Source organism: Caulobacter sp. LARHSG274 (assembly GCF_052871235.1).
In genome coordinates this window covers 97562-112433 of the sequence record NZ_JBIXJO010000015.1, presented here as the reverse complement: position 1 = coordinate 112433, position 14872 = coordinate 97562, and the positions used below count along the sequence as shown (strand labels likewise).

At 68.6% G+C, this 14872-nt stretch carries 14 protein-coding genes; 12 read left to right on the top strand and 2 right to left on the bottom strand.

Annotation, left to right across the window (positions count from 1 at the left end):
- Positions 1-188 precede the first annotated feature (188 nt).
- The 4 genes from ACIPQB_RS20050 (at position 189) to rlxS (ending at position 3810) form a co-directional block, all read left to right on the top strand.
- Positions 189-452 (top strand): helix-turn-helix domain-containing protein, encoded by a 264-nt coding sequence (locus ACIPQB_RS20050; protein ID WP_446487031.1) that lies wholly within the window; start codon positions 189-191, stop codon positions 450-452.
- On the top strand, positions 445-966 hold the full coding sequence (locus ACIPQB_RS20045; protein ID WP_446487030.1) for a S26 family signal peptidase: 522 nt from the start codon (positions 445-447) through the stop codon (positions 964-966). Before ACIPQB_RS20050 ends, ACIPQB_RS20045 begins: the two co-directional genes overlap by 8 nt.
- Positions 966-1583, top strand: a complete 618-nt coding sequence (locus ACIPQB_RS20040; protein WP_446487029.1) for a lytic transglycosylase domain-containing protein — start codon at positions 966-968, stop codon at positions 1581-1583. Before ACIPQB_RS20045 ends, ACIPQB_RS20040 begins: the two co-directional genes overlap by 1 nt.
- A gap of 235 nt (positions 1584-1818) precedes the next feature.
- A complete protein-coding gene (gene rlxS, locus ACIPQB_RS20035) occupies positions 1819-3810 on the top strand; it encodes a relaxase/mobilization nuclease RlxS (protein WP_446487028.1) in 1992 nt (663 codons plus the stop codon).
- A gap of 469 nt (positions 3811-4279) precedes the next feature.
- Here the strand turns inward: rlxS and ACIPQB_RS20030 are convergent, their stop codons facing one another.
- Both ACIPQB_RS20030 and ACIPQB_RS20025 read right to left on the bottom strand, forming a co-directional pair.
- Complete coding sequence (locus ACIPQB_RS20030) at positions 4280-5347, bottom strand: nucleotidyl transferase AbiEii/AbiGii toxin family protein (RefSeq protein WP_446487027.1); 1068 nt, start codon at positions 5345-5347, stop codon at positions 4280-4282.
- On the bottom strand, positions 5340-5933 hold the full coding sequence (locus ACIPQB_RS20025) for a DUF6088 family protein (RefSeq protein ID WP_421737993.1): 594 nt from the start codon (positions 5931-5933) through the stop codon (positions 5340-5342). Before ACIPQB_RS20025 ends, ACIPQB_RS20030 begins: the two co-directional genes overlap by 8 nt.
- Before the next feature lie 314 nt (positions 5934-6247).
- On the opposite strand from ACIPQB_RS20025, the gene ACIPQB_RS20020 reads away from it, so the two are divergent.
- Genes ACIPQB_RS20020 through trbL form a run of 8 tightly spaced genes read left to right on the top strand, consistent with a single transcriptional unit; the run spans position 6248 to position 14872 of the window.
- The gene (locus ACIPQB_RS20020; protein WP_446487026.1) at positions 6248-8287 is read left to right on the top strand and encodes a conjugal transfer protein TraG; all 2040 of its coding nucleotides are present in this window, start codon (positions 6248-6250) and stop codon (positions 8285-8287) included.
- A 10-nt stretch (positions 8288-8297) separates the two neighbouring features.
- Positions 8298-8708, top strand: coding sequence for a ribbon-helix-helix domain-containing protein (locus tag ACIPQB_RS20015; RefSeq protein ID WP_446487025.1), 411 nt, complete (start codon positions 8298-8300; stop codon positions 8706-8708).
- Entirely contained in the window at positions 8705-9706 is a 1002-nt protein-coding gene (trbB, locus tag ACIPQB_RS20010) for a P-type conjugative transfer ATPase TrbB (RefSeq protein WP_446487024.1), read from the top strand. Before ACIPQB_RS20015 ends, trbB begins: the two co-directional genes overlap by 4 nt.
- Positions 9706-10047: a TrbC/VirB2 family protein gene (locus ACIPQB_RS20005; protein ID WP_446487023.1), complete on the top strand. Its 342-nt coding sequence runs from the start codon at positions 9706-9708 to the stop codon at positions 10045-10047. Before trbB ends, ACIPQB_RS20005 begins: the two co-directional genes overlap by 1 nt.
- Positions 10044-10328 (top strand): VirB3 family type IV secretion system protein, encoded by a 285-nt coding sequence (locus ACIPQB_RS20000; protein WP_446487022.1) that lies wholly within the window; start codon positions 10044-10046, stop codon positions 10326-10328. The genes ACIPQB_RS20005 and ACIPQB_RS20000 overlap by 4 nt, the downstream gene beginning before the upstream one ends.
- A complete protein-coding gene (trbE, locus tag ACIPQB_RS19995; RefSeq protein WP_446487021.1) occupies positions 10322-12763 on the top strand; it encodes a conjugal transfer protein TrbE in 2442 nt (813 codons plus the stop codon). Before ACIPQB_RS20000 ends, trbE begins: the two co-directional genes overlap by 7 nt.
- Positions 12760-13488 (top strand): P-type conjugative transfer protein TrbJ, encoded by a 729-nt coding sequence (gene trbJ / locus ACIPQB_RS19990; RefSeq protein WP_446487020.1) that lies wholly within the window; start codon positions 12760-12762, stop codon positions 13486-13488. Before trbE ends, trbJ begins: the two co-directional genes overlap by 4 nt.
- 34 nt (positions 13489-13522) lie before the next feature.
- Positions 13523-14872: a P-type conjugative transfer protein TrbL gene (gene trbL / locus ACIPQB_RS19985; RefSeq protein WP_446487019.1), complete on the top strand. Its 1350-nt coding sequence runs from the start codon at positions 13523-13525 to the stop codon at positions 14870-14872.

Sequence of the window (14872 nt, the reverse complement as noted above, 5' to 3'; positions counted from 1 at the left end):
GGGGGGGGCGGCGCCCCCGCGCCGGGTGGCGCGGGGGCCACCGCCCGCCCTACGAACGTCCAAGGAAAGCAAGGGAGAACGAAAATCAGGGGCGCGTTTGCGTTCGTCCCACCCAGACGAGCCTTGGGGTGTGCTCGCCCCAGCGCGGCCAACCGCTTCCACCCACCGCCGCGCCAAGGAGCACGGCGATGATGGACGACGACGACGCGAACAGACGAGCCGCCAGCGCCAAAAAAGGCAGCCCGTTCCTCAACACCGCCCAGGCCGCCCACTATCTGGGGCTAGGGGAACGGACCCTGGTAGAGTGGCGCGGCGAGGGTGTGGGGCCAACGCCCCGGCGTCATGGCCGGTTCGTGCGCTATCACATCGACGACCTGGACGCCTGGTCCAAGGGCGAGCGAGAGGCCTTCGATCCCGACCGTCCCCAGGCCTCGGGGCCGCGCCATGTTTAGCCGCGTGCTCACCCCGCGCGGCCGGGGTCTGGTCGCCGCGGTCGGGCTCGCCCTGGTCGGTCTCGCCGGGCCGCTCGTGCTCGATCCACAGCCGCGACTGGTCTGGAACGCCAGCGCCAGCGCGCCCATCGGCCTGTGGCGGATCACGCCCGGCGCGGCCGTCTCCGTGGGCGACAGCGTGCTGGTCGAGCCGCCGCCCGCCGCCCGTCGCCTGGCCGCGCAGCGACATTATCTTCCGGCCAATGTGCCGATGATCAAGACCATCGCCGCCGTCTCGGGCGACGAGGTCTGCGGTCTCGACGCGCTTATCACCATCAACGACCGGCTCGTCGCCGTGCGGCGCCTCGCGGATCGTCGCGGCCGAAGACTGCCCTGGTGGCGTGGGTGCCAACGCCTGTCTGGCGGCCAGGTTCTGTTGCTCAACAGCGCCCCGGACTCGTTCGACAGCCGCTATTTCGGGGCGGTCGAGAAGCGCGCGATCATCGGCAAGGCGACCCCGCTATGGCTGCGGTGATGGCCCCGCCCGCGACGGCCGCCATCGCCGCGCCGGTGTCGAATATCGATGCGCGCGTGGCTCAGTGGCGGCCATGGATTGCCGAGGCGTCGCGGCGTTTCGACATCCCACAGGCCTGGATCGAGGCGGTGATCGCCGCCGAAAGTGGTGGCCGAACGCACTTGAACGGCATGCCGATCACCTCGCGGGCCGGGGCCATGGGGCTCATGCAATTGATGCCGCGGACCTACCGGGACCTCGCCAAGACCCATGGTCTTGGCCTCGATCCCTACGATCCGCGCGACAACATCCTGGCGGGGACGGCCTATCTCGCAGCCATGCGCGCGCGGTTCGGCTACCCCGGATTGTTCGGAGCCTACAACGCCGGACCGGCCCGTTTCGAGGCGCATCTGCGGACCGGCGCGGCGCTTCCGGCCGAGACTCAAGCCTATATCCACGTCCTGGCCCAGAGACCGGGATCGGCCAGCCTGCCGCCCGCCTTACTGTCGGGAACGCGGCTGTTCTTCCAGCTGGACCCCGCCGTCGCCCCGGCCCGACCTGACGCCGCGCCCGCGCCTTCGGGCGGGCTGTTCGCGCCCGTCAGGACCGGAACGGGGCAGGGCGATGAACCGGGTTGAGGGAAGCTTGAGCTTGGGGAGGGAAAGAAAAGGGAAGGCAAGTTGAAGCAACGGCGCCATCACTTCGGATGTCGTCGTAAGTCATTGTCTGCACATCTATTTTTTCGGTTGGGTTTGGCGCTATGCGGGCTGCGATGGCGCCATGTTTGCCTAAGATATTGGCGGGCTTGGACTTTTTGTAGCGCCAATTTCCACGCCGATCGCGACCGGCCATATCGCTGGCGGGAGACTCGCCATGGTCCAGAAAGACGACTTCGAACCCCGCCTAGGCAAGGTCCGGGCCCTGGGGAGTGCGAAGGCCAAGAGCTACCTGTCGCGGGTGTTGCGCTCGGCGATGCTGGCCAGCGGCGGCGCGTTCGGCAAGGCGCCGCGCCGCGCCAAGTTCACCGGCGCGCGGATCGGCAAGGGCTCCGGCGTCGGGCGCGTCCTCGCCGCACGGGACAATCTGTCGGCCTACCGGTCGCGCCGGGTGATCGTGAAGTTCTCGATCCCCAGGTTGGCGGGCAAGGGGATCGCCGCGGCTCGCGCCCACATGCGTTACGTCCAGCGCGACGGCGTCACCCGCGAGGGGGCGCCCGGCCAGCTCTATGGGGCCGACACCGACAAGGCCGACGGCCGGGCCTTCATTGACCGCGCCGAAGCCGGCGACGACGCCCGGCAGTTTCGGTTCATCGTCTCGGCCGAGGACGGCGCGGAGTACGAGGACCTCAAGCCCCTGACCCGGCGCTTGATGGCGCAGATGGAAAAGGACCTCGACACCAAGCTCGATTGGGTGGCGGTCGATCACCACAACACCGGCCACCCCCACACCCACATCATCATGCGCGGCCGCAACGACCGGGGCGAAGATCTCGTCATCGCCAAGGAATACCTGACCCAGGGCCTGCGCGAGCGCGCGGCCGAGCTGGTGTCGCTGGACCTGGGACCGCGCAGCGATCTGGAGATCGAGGGCCGACTTCGCCGCGAGGTCGGTCAGGAGCGGCTGACCAGCCTGGACCGTGGCCTGCTGCGCGACGTCGCCGAGGACGGGCTGGTCACGCCGCGTCATGTCGATCCGCGCCTTTACGCCTTGCGCGCCGGACGTCTGCAGACCCTGGCGCGGTTGGGCTTGGCCAAGGAGGGGGCGCCGACCCATTGGCGGCTGGCAGACGGTCTGGAGGACACCCTGCGCCGGATGGGCGAGCGCGGCGACATCCAGAAGACCCTCTACCGAGCGCTGACGGAGGGCCGGGTCGAGCGGGACCGCGCCGATCAGGTGATCTACGAGCCGACGGCGCCGGACGCCCGGCCCCTGGTCGGCCGTCTTGTGTCGCGGGGGCTGTCGGACGAACTGAAGGACCGCCATTACCTGGTGGTCGACGGCGTCGACGGCCGGGCTCACTATGTCGAGATCGGCCGGAGCCTGGCCACCGATCCCATTCCCGTGGGGGCGGTGGTCCGCGTCGAGCCGCGCCCGATGCAGGCCCGGGCCGTCGATCACACCGTCGCGCGGATCGCCGGAGCCAACAGCGGCCGCTACAGCGTCGATCTGCATCTGGCGGCCGATCCGAGGGCTTCGGCCGGCTTCGCCGAGGCCCATGTCCGACGGTTGGAGGCGATGCGTCGCGGCCGGACGCCCGTGGAGCGCCAGGAGGACGGGACCTGGAGCATCGGCGCCGACCATGTCGAGCAGGCCGCCGCCTTCGAAAAGCGGCAGGCGGAGTCCGCGCCGGTGGTGGTCACGACCCTCAGCGCCAGGCCGCTTGACCAGCAGGTCGGCGCGACCGGCGCGACCTGGCTTGATCGCGAACTGATCGCCGCCGCGCCCGAACCTCTGCGCGACGCGGGTTTTGGCCGGGATGCTCGTCAGGCCCTGGCTTTGCGACGCCAGTGGCTGATCGACCAGGGTCTGGCCCGCCAGGACCAGGACCAGATGGTCTATCGCGCGGGCTTGCTGACCCGCCTTCAGCGGCGCGACCTGATCGCCGCCGCGGAGGGGCTGGCGCGCGAGACGGGGCTGAACTTCTCCGAGGCGCGACCGGGACAGCGGATCGAGGGCGTCTACCGGCGGTCGGTGGACCTGGTCAGCGGCCGGTTCGCGGTGATCGAGCGCAGCCGGGATTTCACGCTGGTGCCGTGGAAGCGGGCACTGGAAGGGCAGGAGGGGCGCGCCGTGTCCGGCGTGCTGCGCGAGGCGGGCGTCAGCTGGACGATCGGGCGCGGGCGGAGCGGACCTTCGGTGTCGTAACCGGCCGCATCGGCTTGACCGGCGTCGCCGATCATCCGGCGCTCCTGGACACACTAAAGGCGCGCGCGTTCAGCGCGCCTGATCGCGACCGAGGCGATCACCTAAGAACGGATCCAACCCTATGGTCGATCGGGCGCGACCTGCGGCGACTTCGCAGCCGCCCATCCTGATCCGGAATTTGTGCGGCAAGCTGCCGCCAACTCGCCTTGGGGCCGCCACATCGCCTTGCGCGTCGGTACGCCCATTGTGCGCAGAACTCAGCCGTGCGGACGCGCCATGAGCAGGATAACGGCCCCAAGCCCGATCGCGAGCACGAGGACCGCGAGGCCCCAGAGGCGGACGCTATTGCGCCGGCGTAGGCGTACCGATCGTGAAGCAGGAAGAAACTGCAGAACCATGACGTCACTATGAGGCGGCTGACGCCGGCACGCCAGCTTGCAGGCGCCCTCTCGCGCGCGGCGAGGTCGGGTCAAGTCGGCGGATCGAGCGCAACATCTACGCCCTCGCTCGGCACGGGCGCGCTTGCGGCGGCGTTGGCCTTATCCTGCAGGCTTTGGCATCGCGCCATCAGCGCGTCGAAGGGCTCGACGGCCCCGTCCAGATAGCCTGCCTCGGTCATGGCTTGGTAGTCGGCTTCGAGCACGGCGCGCGCCTCGCCCTCCGGGACCAGCCGCAGGCCGCCCGTAACGGCCGCCGCATAGTCGATGACCTGTCCGGCGGGATCGGATTCGATGAAGAACTTGGCCTTGTGGTCCGCCACGGCCATGGCCAGATCTGGATCGGCGATGGCTTGGTCGGCGACGCCCGCCAGGTCCAGTCGCGCCAGATCGTAACAGTGTCGCGCAAAGCCCGCTCCGCCCTTGAAGCGGCCCTGAGCGCAAAAAACGTGAACCGCCGTGGCCTTCTCCCAGAAGGTCCGTTCGGCGGTCATCACGCTGGGAGCGGCGGCGGGAAACTCCAGCTCCGCAAAGGCCTTGGCCAGGTAGCATTCGACCGGCCGGGTCGTGGCCGGCTGTCCAGTGGCGCGGGCGCCAAATTCCAGTTTTACCCGGGGACGCACATAGTCGGGATAGCCGGCGGCCGTTTCGTAGACGACGAGCAGGTCCTGGCCGTCCTGTTCGATGCGGGCCAAAAGGCTGTCCGCCGCCAGGCGCTCGGCAAGATACGGCGCGACCGTGTCGCGGATGAAACGCGGCAAGAGCCGCTCGCGCACACGCCGCGAGATGCTCTTTGCCTCGTCAGGCGTCAATTGGGTTGGCTCGCCGAAGCGTGTGTCGCCGGTCAGTTTGCCGATGTCGTAGGTCAGGTCGACGTCTTCGGAGAACCGGTCGATGACGTTGTAGGCCTTGGACAGCGACGTGCCGCCTTTGAACACCAGGCCGTCGGCGAACGGGGCGGCGAAAAGCGCCTCCAGCGTCCAGACGACCCAGACGTCCTTTTCGAGCAGATAGGGCGCGCGCTCGAGGCCACGTCCGGGCGCGGCCTCGAGTACGTCACGACGATCGGCCTGGGAAAGGCTCAGGAACCGATCAGCCACGCGCCAGGCTCGAAACTTCTTGGGCCAGCCAGGTGGGAAGGCGGCCCCGCAGGCTCAGCAGGGTTTGCATGGCCTCGGCCGGCAGCCGGCGCTTGAGGGCCTTGAGCGTTTCGGCGGCGCGTTCGGGGCCGGCCCAGGACAGGGCGCGGACCGCGTCGCCGGCCGGCTGGCCGGGCAACAGCAACTCCCAGTCCCGCGCATGGCGAAGTTCGAGTTGTTGCCCCCCGATCTTCAAGCCCCGGCTTTTGCCCGAGGTGAGGTAGATCGCTTTCATCGGCGTTTGGGTGGTCAGGCCCAGGGCGTTGGCGGCCGCCGCCCCGTGGCTGGCGATGACCTCGCCGGTCGTGCTGGCGAGCGCCTGCACGACCTTGGCGGGGGAGGGCGTGCGCGGCCCGTATTTTCCTTGGCGGGGCCGAAGATACACACCGCGCCCGATCCGGCTCAGCGCGCCCGAACGCTCCAGGCGGACGAGGGCCTGATCGACGGCGGCGCGCGATCCCAGATGCAGCAGCTCCTTGGCGCGCAGCGCCGCCCCTTCGGGCGAGGCTTCGGCATAGGCGAGGATATGATCTGCGAGCGCGGGCATGGGGCGCCTCCTTGTCAGAAACTATGGCATAATTTCTGACAAAAGCAAGATCATGAGCGCCCCGGGGATTGCCGATCGGCGCCGAACCGACGGTCCTCCTGCCGCGCGACGATCGGCGGCTACGCGCAGCTAAACGCCGCAATCGCGCAACCAAAACCGGATCGCGCGATCTCGCCGACTTCGGCGCCCAGCGCACGAGTTGCGCCAGAACCGGATCTGCAGCGGGTTTAACCGCCATAAGCGATTTTCGGCCTGCGCCAGAGTCTTGCCGGGCCCCGCGCCGCATGCCGCGAGCCGGGTGCGGGACCCGGCGCATGACGCCCACCAAACTCCTCATCGGTCAGATCCTCGCGGTCTTCGCGATCATGATCCTGGGTGTCTGGGCGTCGACCCAGTGGGCCGCCGCCATGCTGGGCTACCAGGCGCAGTTGGGGGCGCCTTGGGCGACATTGCTAGGCCAGCCGGTCTACCGACCCTGGCAACTGTTCGACTGGTGGTATCACTACGAGGCCTATGCGCCGCTGATCTTCGACAAGGCCGGTCTTCTGGCCGGCGCCAGCGGGTTCCTGGGCTGCGCCTGCGCTATCGCCGGCTCGCTCTGGCGGGCCCGCCAGAGCGGCCAGGTCACCACCTATGGGTCGTCGCGGTGGGCCACGACCGCTGAGGCTGCCGCCGCCGGGCTCTTCAAGGATGATGGCGTCTTCCTTGGCCGTCTCGGCGCCAGCTATCTGCGCCACGCCGGTCCCGAGCACGTCATGGCCTTCGCCCCGACGCGATCGGGCAAGGGCGTGGGCCTGGTGGTGCCGAGCCTGCTGTGTTGGACGGGCAGCGCCGTCGTCCATGACATCAAGGGCGAGAACTGGACGCTGACGGCCGGTTGGCGGGCGCGGTTCTCCCATTGCCTGCTGTTCAATCCGACCGACGCGCGCTCGGCGCGCTACAATCCGCTGCTGGAAGTGCGCAAGGGACCCGACGAGGTTCGCGACGTTCAGAATATCGCCGATGTGCTCGTTGATCCGGAAGGGGCTCTGGAGCGCCGGTCGCACTGGGAAAAAACTAGCCACAGCCTCCTCGTCGGCGCGATCCTCCATGTCCTCTACGCCGAGGAAGAAAAGACTCTTGCGCGGGTCGCCACCTTCCTGTCCGACCCCCAGCGCTCGTTCGCCCACACCCTGCGGCGGATGATGGCCACCAACCATCTGGGGACGCCCGACGCGCCCAGGGTTCACCCCGTGGTGGCGAGCGCGGCCCGGGAGGTCCTCAACAAGTCGGAGAACGAACGCAGCGGCGTGCTCTCCACCGCCATGTCGTTCCTGGGCCTCTACCGAGACCCCACCGTGGCCCTGACCACCTCGGCCTGCGACTGGCGCATCGCCGACCTCGTCGACGCGCCGGCTCCGGTCACCCTTTACCTGGTCATCCCCCCGTCCGACATCTCCCGCACCAAACCTCTGGTGCGGCTGGTGCTCAATCAGATCGGCCGCCGCCTGACCGAGCGCTTGGAGGGCGACCCGGCCAAGAGCCGCAAGCATCAGCTCTTGATGATGCTCGACGAGTTTCCAGCTCTTGGACGGTTGGACTTCTTCGAGACGGCCCTGGCCTTCATGGCCGGGTACGGCATCCGCGCCTACCTGATCGCCCAGTCCCTCAACCAGATTTCCAAGGCCTATGGCGAGAACAACGCCATCCTGGACAATTGCCACGTCCGGATCGCGTTCTCCTCCAACGACGAGCGCACCGCCAAGCGGATCTCGGACGCCCTAGGGACGGCTACGGAGCAAAGAGCCCAGCGCAATTACGCCGGCCATCGGCTCTCGCCCTGGCTCAGCCACGTCATGGTCAGCCGCCAGGAGACGGCCCGACCGCTGCTGACGCCTGGCGAGGTCATGCAATTGCCGCCGGACGACGCCTTGGTCCTGGTCTCGGGCCTGGCCCCGATCCGCGCCAAGAAGCTGCGCTACTACGAGGACCGTAACTTCACCGGGCGGGTTGCGCCGCCGCCGATCCTGACCGACGGGCCCTATCCCGATTGTCCGCCGGCTCGTGGCGACGACTGGGGTGGTCAGGTGCGTGGTCCCCACGCCGGGCTCGCCGCCGAGGCTGAAGACGATCTGGCGGCCGGCGCCGAGGGCGGGCTGCAGCAGGAACGTCATCCTGGCCTGTTCGACGAGATCGCCGCGCGTCCGGCGAGTGACGAGACCGAGCTGGGTCTTGGTCTCGCCGAAGACGACGGCGACGTGGTCGCCGACCGCCAGGTTCTCGACCGCGCCCAGGCCGGCCAGCCCATCGCCCCCGCCCACGCCATGAACGAGGGGAGCGGTCGCGGCGACGACGACCTGCTCCCCGCCTTCTGAGAGCGGCGAGATGAAACCCCGCCACCACCTCTATCTCGACGACGCCCTGACCGAGCAACTGGATCGTCTCGGCGGCAAGCCCGGGACCTCCAAGTCGGCGATCGTCGCCGACGCCCTGCGCGCCTATCTCGACCGCCGCGCCGCCAGCGAGCTGGACGCCCTGTTCAAGGTCCGGCTCGACCGCATGAGCCGGCAGCTCGGGCGTATTGAGCGCGACCAGAAGATCCTGCTCGAGAGCTTGGCGCTCTTCGTTCGCTACCAACTGACCGTCACCGCGCCGCTGCCCGAGGCCGACAAGACCGCCCAGGCGGTCGGGCGCGAACGCTTTCAGCGCTTCGTCGATCAGGTCGGCCGCCAACTGGCCAGCGGTCGTCAAACCCTGGGCGCCGAAGACCTCGAAGGCGGGGAGGGCGCGCGATGAGCCTCGTTCAGCCCGAAACCTTCGAGCGCCGCCGCACCATGCTGCGCACCGCCATGGGCCCGGCGATACAGGCGGCCCTGGCCGATCCGGCTGTCGTCGAGGTGATGGTCAATCCCGACGGGGTCCTGCGCCTCGATCGCCTGGGCGAGGGCCGGGTCGATACCGGCGTGGTGCTGGCCCCGGCCGAGGTCGAGCGGATCATCCGCCTAGTCGCCAGCCATGTGCGCGCCGAGGTTCACGCCGGCGCGCCGATCGTCAGCGGCGACCTGCCGCCGCGCGGCGGCGCTCTGACCGGCGAGCGGTTCGAAGGCGTGCTCCCGCCGGTGTCGGCCGGGCCGTGCTTTTCGATCCGCAAGCCCGCCAGTCGGATCCACACGCTGGACGACTATGTCGCCGACGGCGTGCTGGCGCCGATCCAGGCCGACCTGCTGCGCCAGGCTGTCGTCGATCGCCACAACATCCTGATCGTCGGGGCGACCTCGGCGGGCAAGACCACCTTGGCCAACGCCCTCCTGGCCGAGGTCGCCAGGCACGACGAGCGGGTCGTCATCCTGCAGGACGTCCCGGAGCTGCAATGCGCCGCGCCCGACTGCGTGGCCCTGCGCACCCGACCGGGCGTGGTCAGCATGAGCGATCTGGTGCGCTCGACCCTGCGGTTGCGTCCCGACCGCATCGTGGTCGGCGAGGTTCGCGGCGGCGAGGCGCTCGACCTCCTCAAGGCCTGGAACACCGGCCATCCAGGCGGCCTGTCCACCATCCACGCCAACTCCGCCCGCTCGGCCCTCTATCGGCTGGAGCAGCTTGTCCAGGAGAGCGTGGTCGCCGTGCCGCGCCGGTTGATCGCCGAGGCCGTCGATCTCCTGGTCTTCATACGTGGCCGGGGAACCGGCCGACGTGTCGAGCGCCTCGCCCGGGTCACGGGCCTCGACTCTGGCGGCGACTACCTCGTCGTCGACCTCGACCCTCCTCAGCTCATAGCCCTAAGAGACGGAGATTGATGATGTTTCATCGCCCCGCTTGCCGCGCGCAGCGTGATCCGCGTCCGCTGCTTTTGACCACCACCCTGACCCTTCTGATCAGCGCCCAGGCCCAGGCCGCCGGCTCCGGCATGCCTTGGGAAGAGCCGCTCCAGCAGGTCCTGGAGTCCGTCCAAGGACCCGTCGCCAAGATCGTCGCCGTGCTGGTGATCATCACCACCGGTCTGGGCCTGGCCTTCGGCGAGACCAGCGGCGGCTTTCGCAAGCTGATCCAGATCGTCTTCGGGCTCAGCATCGCGTTCGCCGCTTCGAGCTTCTTCCTGTCGTTCTTCAGCTTCGGCGGGGGAGCCCTGATCGCATGACCGGGCCGGCCACCTCTTCAGGCGCCGGGGTCTCGGGGTTCGAGATCCCGCTGCATCGGGCGCTGACCGCTCCGATCCTGCTGGGCGGCGCGCCGCGGTCGATCGCTATCCTCAATGGCACCCTGGCAGGGGCTTTGGGCCTTGGCCTCCAGCAATGGATCCCGGGCCTAGTGGTGTGGGTGATCGGCCATAGCCTGGCGGTGTTCGCCGCCAAGCGGGATCCGGACTTCGCGCCGGTCCTGATGCGCCACCTGCGTCAGAAGGGGTGGCTGCGATGCTGAACCTTCGCGAATACCGTGACAGCGCCGATCGCCTGGCTGATCATCTGCCTTGGGCGGCGCTGGTCGCCCCCGGCGTCGTGCTCAACAAGGACGGCGGCTTCCAACGCACCTTTCAGTTTCGAGGGCCGGACCTTGAGAGCGCCACCGAAGCCGAACTGGTCGCCGTCTGCGCTCGGGCCAACAACGCCCTCAAGCGCCTGGGCAGCGGCTGGGCGCTGTTCTTCGACGCTGATCGCACCCCGGCGCTGGGCTATCCCGACAGCCACTTTCCTGACGCCGCCTCCTGGCTGGTGGATGAGGAGCGGCGCGGCGGCTTCGACGGGCGCAGAGCCGAGCTTTTCGAGACCCGCTGCCACCTGACCTTCTTCTACCTGCCGCCGGCGGACCAGGTCAGCCGAGCCGAGCGCGCCCTGATCGAGCGCGAGGTCGACCGTCAGGGGCGCGATTGGCGCCAGGAGTTGCGAGCCTTCATCGCCCAGACCGATCGGATACTGGATCTGCTGTCGGGCTTCATGCCGCTGATCCGTCCGCTGGACGACGCCGAGACCCTGACCTTCCTGCACGCCACGATCTCGGCCAAGCGCCATCGCGTCGCCGTGCCCGAGACGCCGATGTACCTGGACGGCCTGCTGGTCGACACACCATTCAGCGGCGGGATCGAACCGCGGCTGGGCGACCAGCACCTGCGAACCGTAACGGTGCTGGGTTTCCCCAACACCACGCGCCCCGGCCTACTCGACGCGCTGAACCACCAGGGTTTCGCCTATCGCTGGACCACCCGGTTTATCGCCTTGGACAAGCCCGACGCGGCCAAGGCCCTGGGCCGCATCCGTCGCCAGTGGTTCAACAAGCGAAAATCCGTCGTCCAGATCCTGCGCGAGGTGATCAGCAATGAGCCGGCGCCGCTGACGGACAGCGACGCTGACAACCAGCTCGCCGACGCTGATCTAGCCTTGCAGGAGTTGGGCGGGGACCTGGTGTCCTTTGGCTATCTCACCACGACCATCACCGTGATGGACGCCGATCGCGAGGCCGCCGAGGAGAAGGTGCGCCAGGTCGAGCGCATCCTGGGCGGCCTTGGCTTCACCGCCATGCGCGAGCAGGTCAACGCGGTCGAGGCCTGGCTGGGCTCGCTGCCAGGCCAGGTCTACGCCAATGTGCGCCAGCCATTGGTCCACACGCTGAACCTGGCTCACCTGATGCCGCTGTCGTCGGTCTGGGCCGGGCAGGCGGGCAACGCCCATCTCAAGGGCCCGCCGACCTTCTATGCCGTGACCAGCGGTTCGACCCCATTTCGCTATTCGACCCATCTGGAGGATGTCGGCCACCAACTGCACGCCGGTCCGACCGGCGCGGGCAAGTCGGTGCTTCTGGCGCTGCTGGAATTCCAATTCCGGCGCTACCCCGGCGCCCAGATCTACGTCTTCGACAAGCGCTTCTCCTCGCGTGCGGCGGTGCTGGCCATGGGCGGGCGTCACCATGGCCTTGCGGCGGACGCGGGCCTTGCCTTCCAGCCGCTTCGGCGGATCGACGATCCGGGCGAACGGGCTTGGGCGATCGAGTGGCTGTGCGACCTGATCGCCAACGAGAACGTGCTCGTCACGCCTGCGATCAAGGAGACGCTTTGGTCGGCGTTGGGAAGCATGGCCAGCGCCCCGCCCGCCGAGCGGACCCTGACCGGCCTGTCGATGCTGCTGCAGTCGAATGACCTGAAAATGGCCCTGGCGCCATACACGCTCGATGGACCTTTCGGCCGACTGTTGGACGCGGCCGAGGACGGTTTGGACCTCAGCGACGTCCAGTGCTTCGAGACCGACACGCTGATCAAGACGCCGACGGTCGTCGCGCCGGTCCTGACCTACCTCTTCCATCGCCTGGAGGCGCGGTTCGACGGCCGCCCGACCCTGATGGTGCTCGACGAGGCCTGGAAATTCCTGGACACGCCCCTGTTCGCCGCGCGCATCCGCGAATGGCTCAAGGAGCTGCGCAAGCGCAACGTCGCGGTGATCTTCGCCACCCAGTCGCTGGCCGACATCGTCGACAGTCCGATCATGCCGGCGATCATCGATGGCTGCCCGCAGCGCGTCTTCCTGGCCAACGACCGGGCGATCGAGCCGTTGTCGCGCAAGGTCTACGAGGGCTTGGGGCTCAATGAGCGCCAGATCGAGCTGATCGCCCACGCAACGCCCAAGCGCCACTACTACCTGCAATCACGCCTGGGCAATCGCCTGTTTGAGCTGGGCCTTGGGCCCGTGGCCCTGGCGCTGTGCGGCGCATCCGACCCTTCGGTACAGGCCCAGATCGACCAGGTCCTGACCGAGCAGGGCGAGGCCGGCTTCGCAGCCGCCTTCCTGGCCGCCCGAGGCATGCCCTGGGCCAGCGCCCTGATCGCCGACTTCGTCCCTCCAACCCCCTCAGAGGAGATCACGCCATGACCCGGCGTCCCTTCACCACGGCCGTCTGCATCGCCGGCCTCGTCATCGCGCCGCTTGCCGGCCTGACTCCACCGGCGAGCGCCCAGCTGACCGTCTATGACCCCGCCAACTACACGCAGAACCTAATGACGGCCGCGCGGACGCTCCAGCAGGTCAACAACCAGATCCAGGCCCTTCAGAACCAGGCGACCATGCTGCAGAACATGGCCCGGCAGCTGAAGTCGCTCGACTACAGCTCGCTCAGTTCGATCACCGCGGCGCTCAAGCGCATCGACGGCCTTATGGGCCAGGCCGAGGGGATGGCCTTCACCCTGACCTCGACGCAAGGCGTGCTGGCGTCGGCTTTTCCCTCAGTGCTGGCCGCCGACGCCACCACCGGCCAGCGCCTGCTCGAAGCCCAGACCCAGGCCAAGCTGGCGCTCGACGGCTACCGTCAGGCCCTGCAGGTCCAGGCCCAGGTGGTGGAGAACGTCCAGGCCGACGGCGATCTGATCAGCGCGCTGGTGGGCCAGAGCCAGGGGGCGAGCGGGCAACTGCAGGCCCAGCAGGCCGCCAACCAGCTCCAGGCGCTGGCGGTCAAGCAGGACCAGCAACTCCAGACCCTGATCGCGGCCCAGTACCGCGCCGACGCCCTGGAGCGCGCGCGCCAAGCCCAGGTCCTGCAGTCCGGTCAACTGGCAACGCGCCAGTTCATCGGCAGGGCCTCGGCCTACACGCCGCAATAGCGGCCGTTCCAATCCCAACTGAAAGGCCGCCGCCGTGGACGTCGCGCCCGACCTCAACATCATCGACCGCATGATGGCGGCCTATTCGGCCCTGATCGACGGCGGTTTTGGCCTTCTTGGACCCAAGACGCGTCATCTGTCGTCAATCCTCATCGCGCTGGACATCACGCTCGCGGCGCTGTGGTGGACGCTGGAGGGCGACGACAACGTCCTGGGGCGGCTGATCAAGAAAGTCCTCTATGTTGGGGCCTTCGCCTTCATCCTCAACAACTTCAAATCCCTGACCGGGGTCGTCTTCACCTCGTTCGCGGACCTGGGCGTGACTGCGACGGGCGGGGGCATCTCGACCGACGACCTCATGCGCCCTGGGAAACTGGCGGCCGTCGGTTTCACGGCGGCGCACCCCCTGCTCGACAAGGCCGGTCAGATGACGGGCTTTCCCGAATTCTTCGCCAACGTCCTGCCGATTGTCATCCTGTTGCTGGCTTGGGTCCTGGTCGTCCTGGCCTTCTTTATCGCCTCGATCCAGATGCTGGTCACGGTGCTGGAGTTCAAGCTCACCTGCCTGTGCGGCTTCACGCTGGTTCCGTTCGCCTTCTGGAACAAGTCCAGCTTCCTGGCCGAGCGGGTGCTGGGCAACGTCATCTCCAGTGGCGTCAAGGTCATGGTCATGGCGGTGATCGCCGGGCTCGGATTGAGCTTTTTCGACACCTTCCTGGCCAGCCTCGGTTCGGATCCGGACGTGCCGGCGGCCATGACCCTGCTGCTGAGCGCCCTGACCCTTGCCGGTCTGGCGATTTTCATTCCGGGCATCGCCGCGGGTCTGGTCTCCGGCGCGCCGCAGTTGGGCGCCGGCGCGGCCGTCGGCACCGCAGCCGGCGCGGCCATGCTGGGGGGCGGTGCGGCCATGCTCAGCGCCCGTGCGCTCGGCATGGCGGGGGCAGGCGGCCTGGCGGCCGTACGCGCCGGCGCCTCCATGGGAGCCGGCGCCAGCGCCGCCTACCAACTTCGTCAGGCGACGTCCGGCGCCACCGGCATGGCCGGTGTCGCCTCGGGCCTCAGCGGCGTGGGGCGCGCGGTCGGCGGCGCGGCGATCAACAGCGTGCGCGACATGGCCGGCCGCGCTGGCGAGACCTTGAAGAGTGACGCACAGAGCGGTCGCGCCGCCGCTTGGAAGGCGACCGGCGGCACGAGCCCGGTTTCCGGCGGCGGCGATGGGGGGACTCCAAATGCGCGAGCCTCCGACACCTCGGCGCCGCCGGCGTGGGCCAAGAACCTCCGGCCCAACCAAGCCGGCATGGGCCACCACGCCGCTGTCCAAACCCTCAAGGAGGGCGACCGTCCAGGCGCCCCCGCCAACCCTGATCTCAGCCAGGAGGATTGA

Excerpts from the sequence above, each read along its gene's own strand:
- ACIPQB_RS20050 (WP_446487031.1), top strand. The coding sequence starts at position 189 with ATGATGGACGACGACGACGCGAACAGACGAGCCGCCAGCGCCAAAAAA.
- ACIPQB_RS20045 (WP_446487030.1), top strand. The coding sequence starts at position 445 with ATGTTTAGCCGCGTGCTCACCCCGCGCGGCCGGGGTCTGGTCGCCGCG.
- ACIPQB_RS20040 (WP_446487029.1), top strand. The coding sequence starts at position 966 with ATGGCCCCGCCCGCGACGGCCGCCATCGCCGCGCCGGTGTCGAATATC.
- rlxS (WP_446487028.1), top strand. The coding sequence starts at position 1,819 with ATGGTCCAGAAAGACGACTTCGAACCCCGCCTAGGCAAGGTCCGGGCC.
- ACIPQB_RS20025 (WP_421737993.1), bottom strand. The coding sequence starts at position 5,933 with ATGCCCGCGCTCGCAGATCATATCCTCGCCTATGCCGAAGCCTCGCCC.
- ACIPQB_RS20020 (WP_446487026.1), top strand. The coding sequence starts at position 6,248 with ATGACGCCCACCAAACTCCTCATCGGTCAGATCCTCGCGGTCTTCGCG.
- ACIPQB_RS20015 (WP_446487025.1), top strand. The coding sequence starts at position 8,298 with ATGAAACCCCGCCACCACCTCTATCTCGACGACGCCCTGACCGAGCAA.
- trbB (WP_446487024.1), top strand. The coding sequence starts at position 8,705 with ATGAGCCTCGTTCAGCCCGAAACCTTCGAGCGCCGCCGCACCATGCTG.
- ACIPQB_RS20005 (WP_446487023.1), top strand. The coding sequence starts at position 9,706 with ATGATGTTTCATCGCCCCGCTTGCCGCGCGCAGCGTGATCCGCGTCCG.
- ACIPQB_RS20000 (WP_446487022.1), top strand. The coding sequence starts at position 10,044 with ATGACCGGGCCGGCCACCTCTTCAGGCGCCGGGGTCTCGGGGTTCGAG.
- trbE (WP_446487021.1), top strand. The coding sequence starts at position 10,322 with ATGCTGAACCTTCGCGAATACCGTGACAGCGCCGATCGCCTGGCTGAT.
- trbJ (WP_446487020.1), top strand. The coding sequence starts at position 12,760 with ATGACCCGGCGTCCCTTCACCACGGCCGTCTGCATCGCCGGCCTCGTC.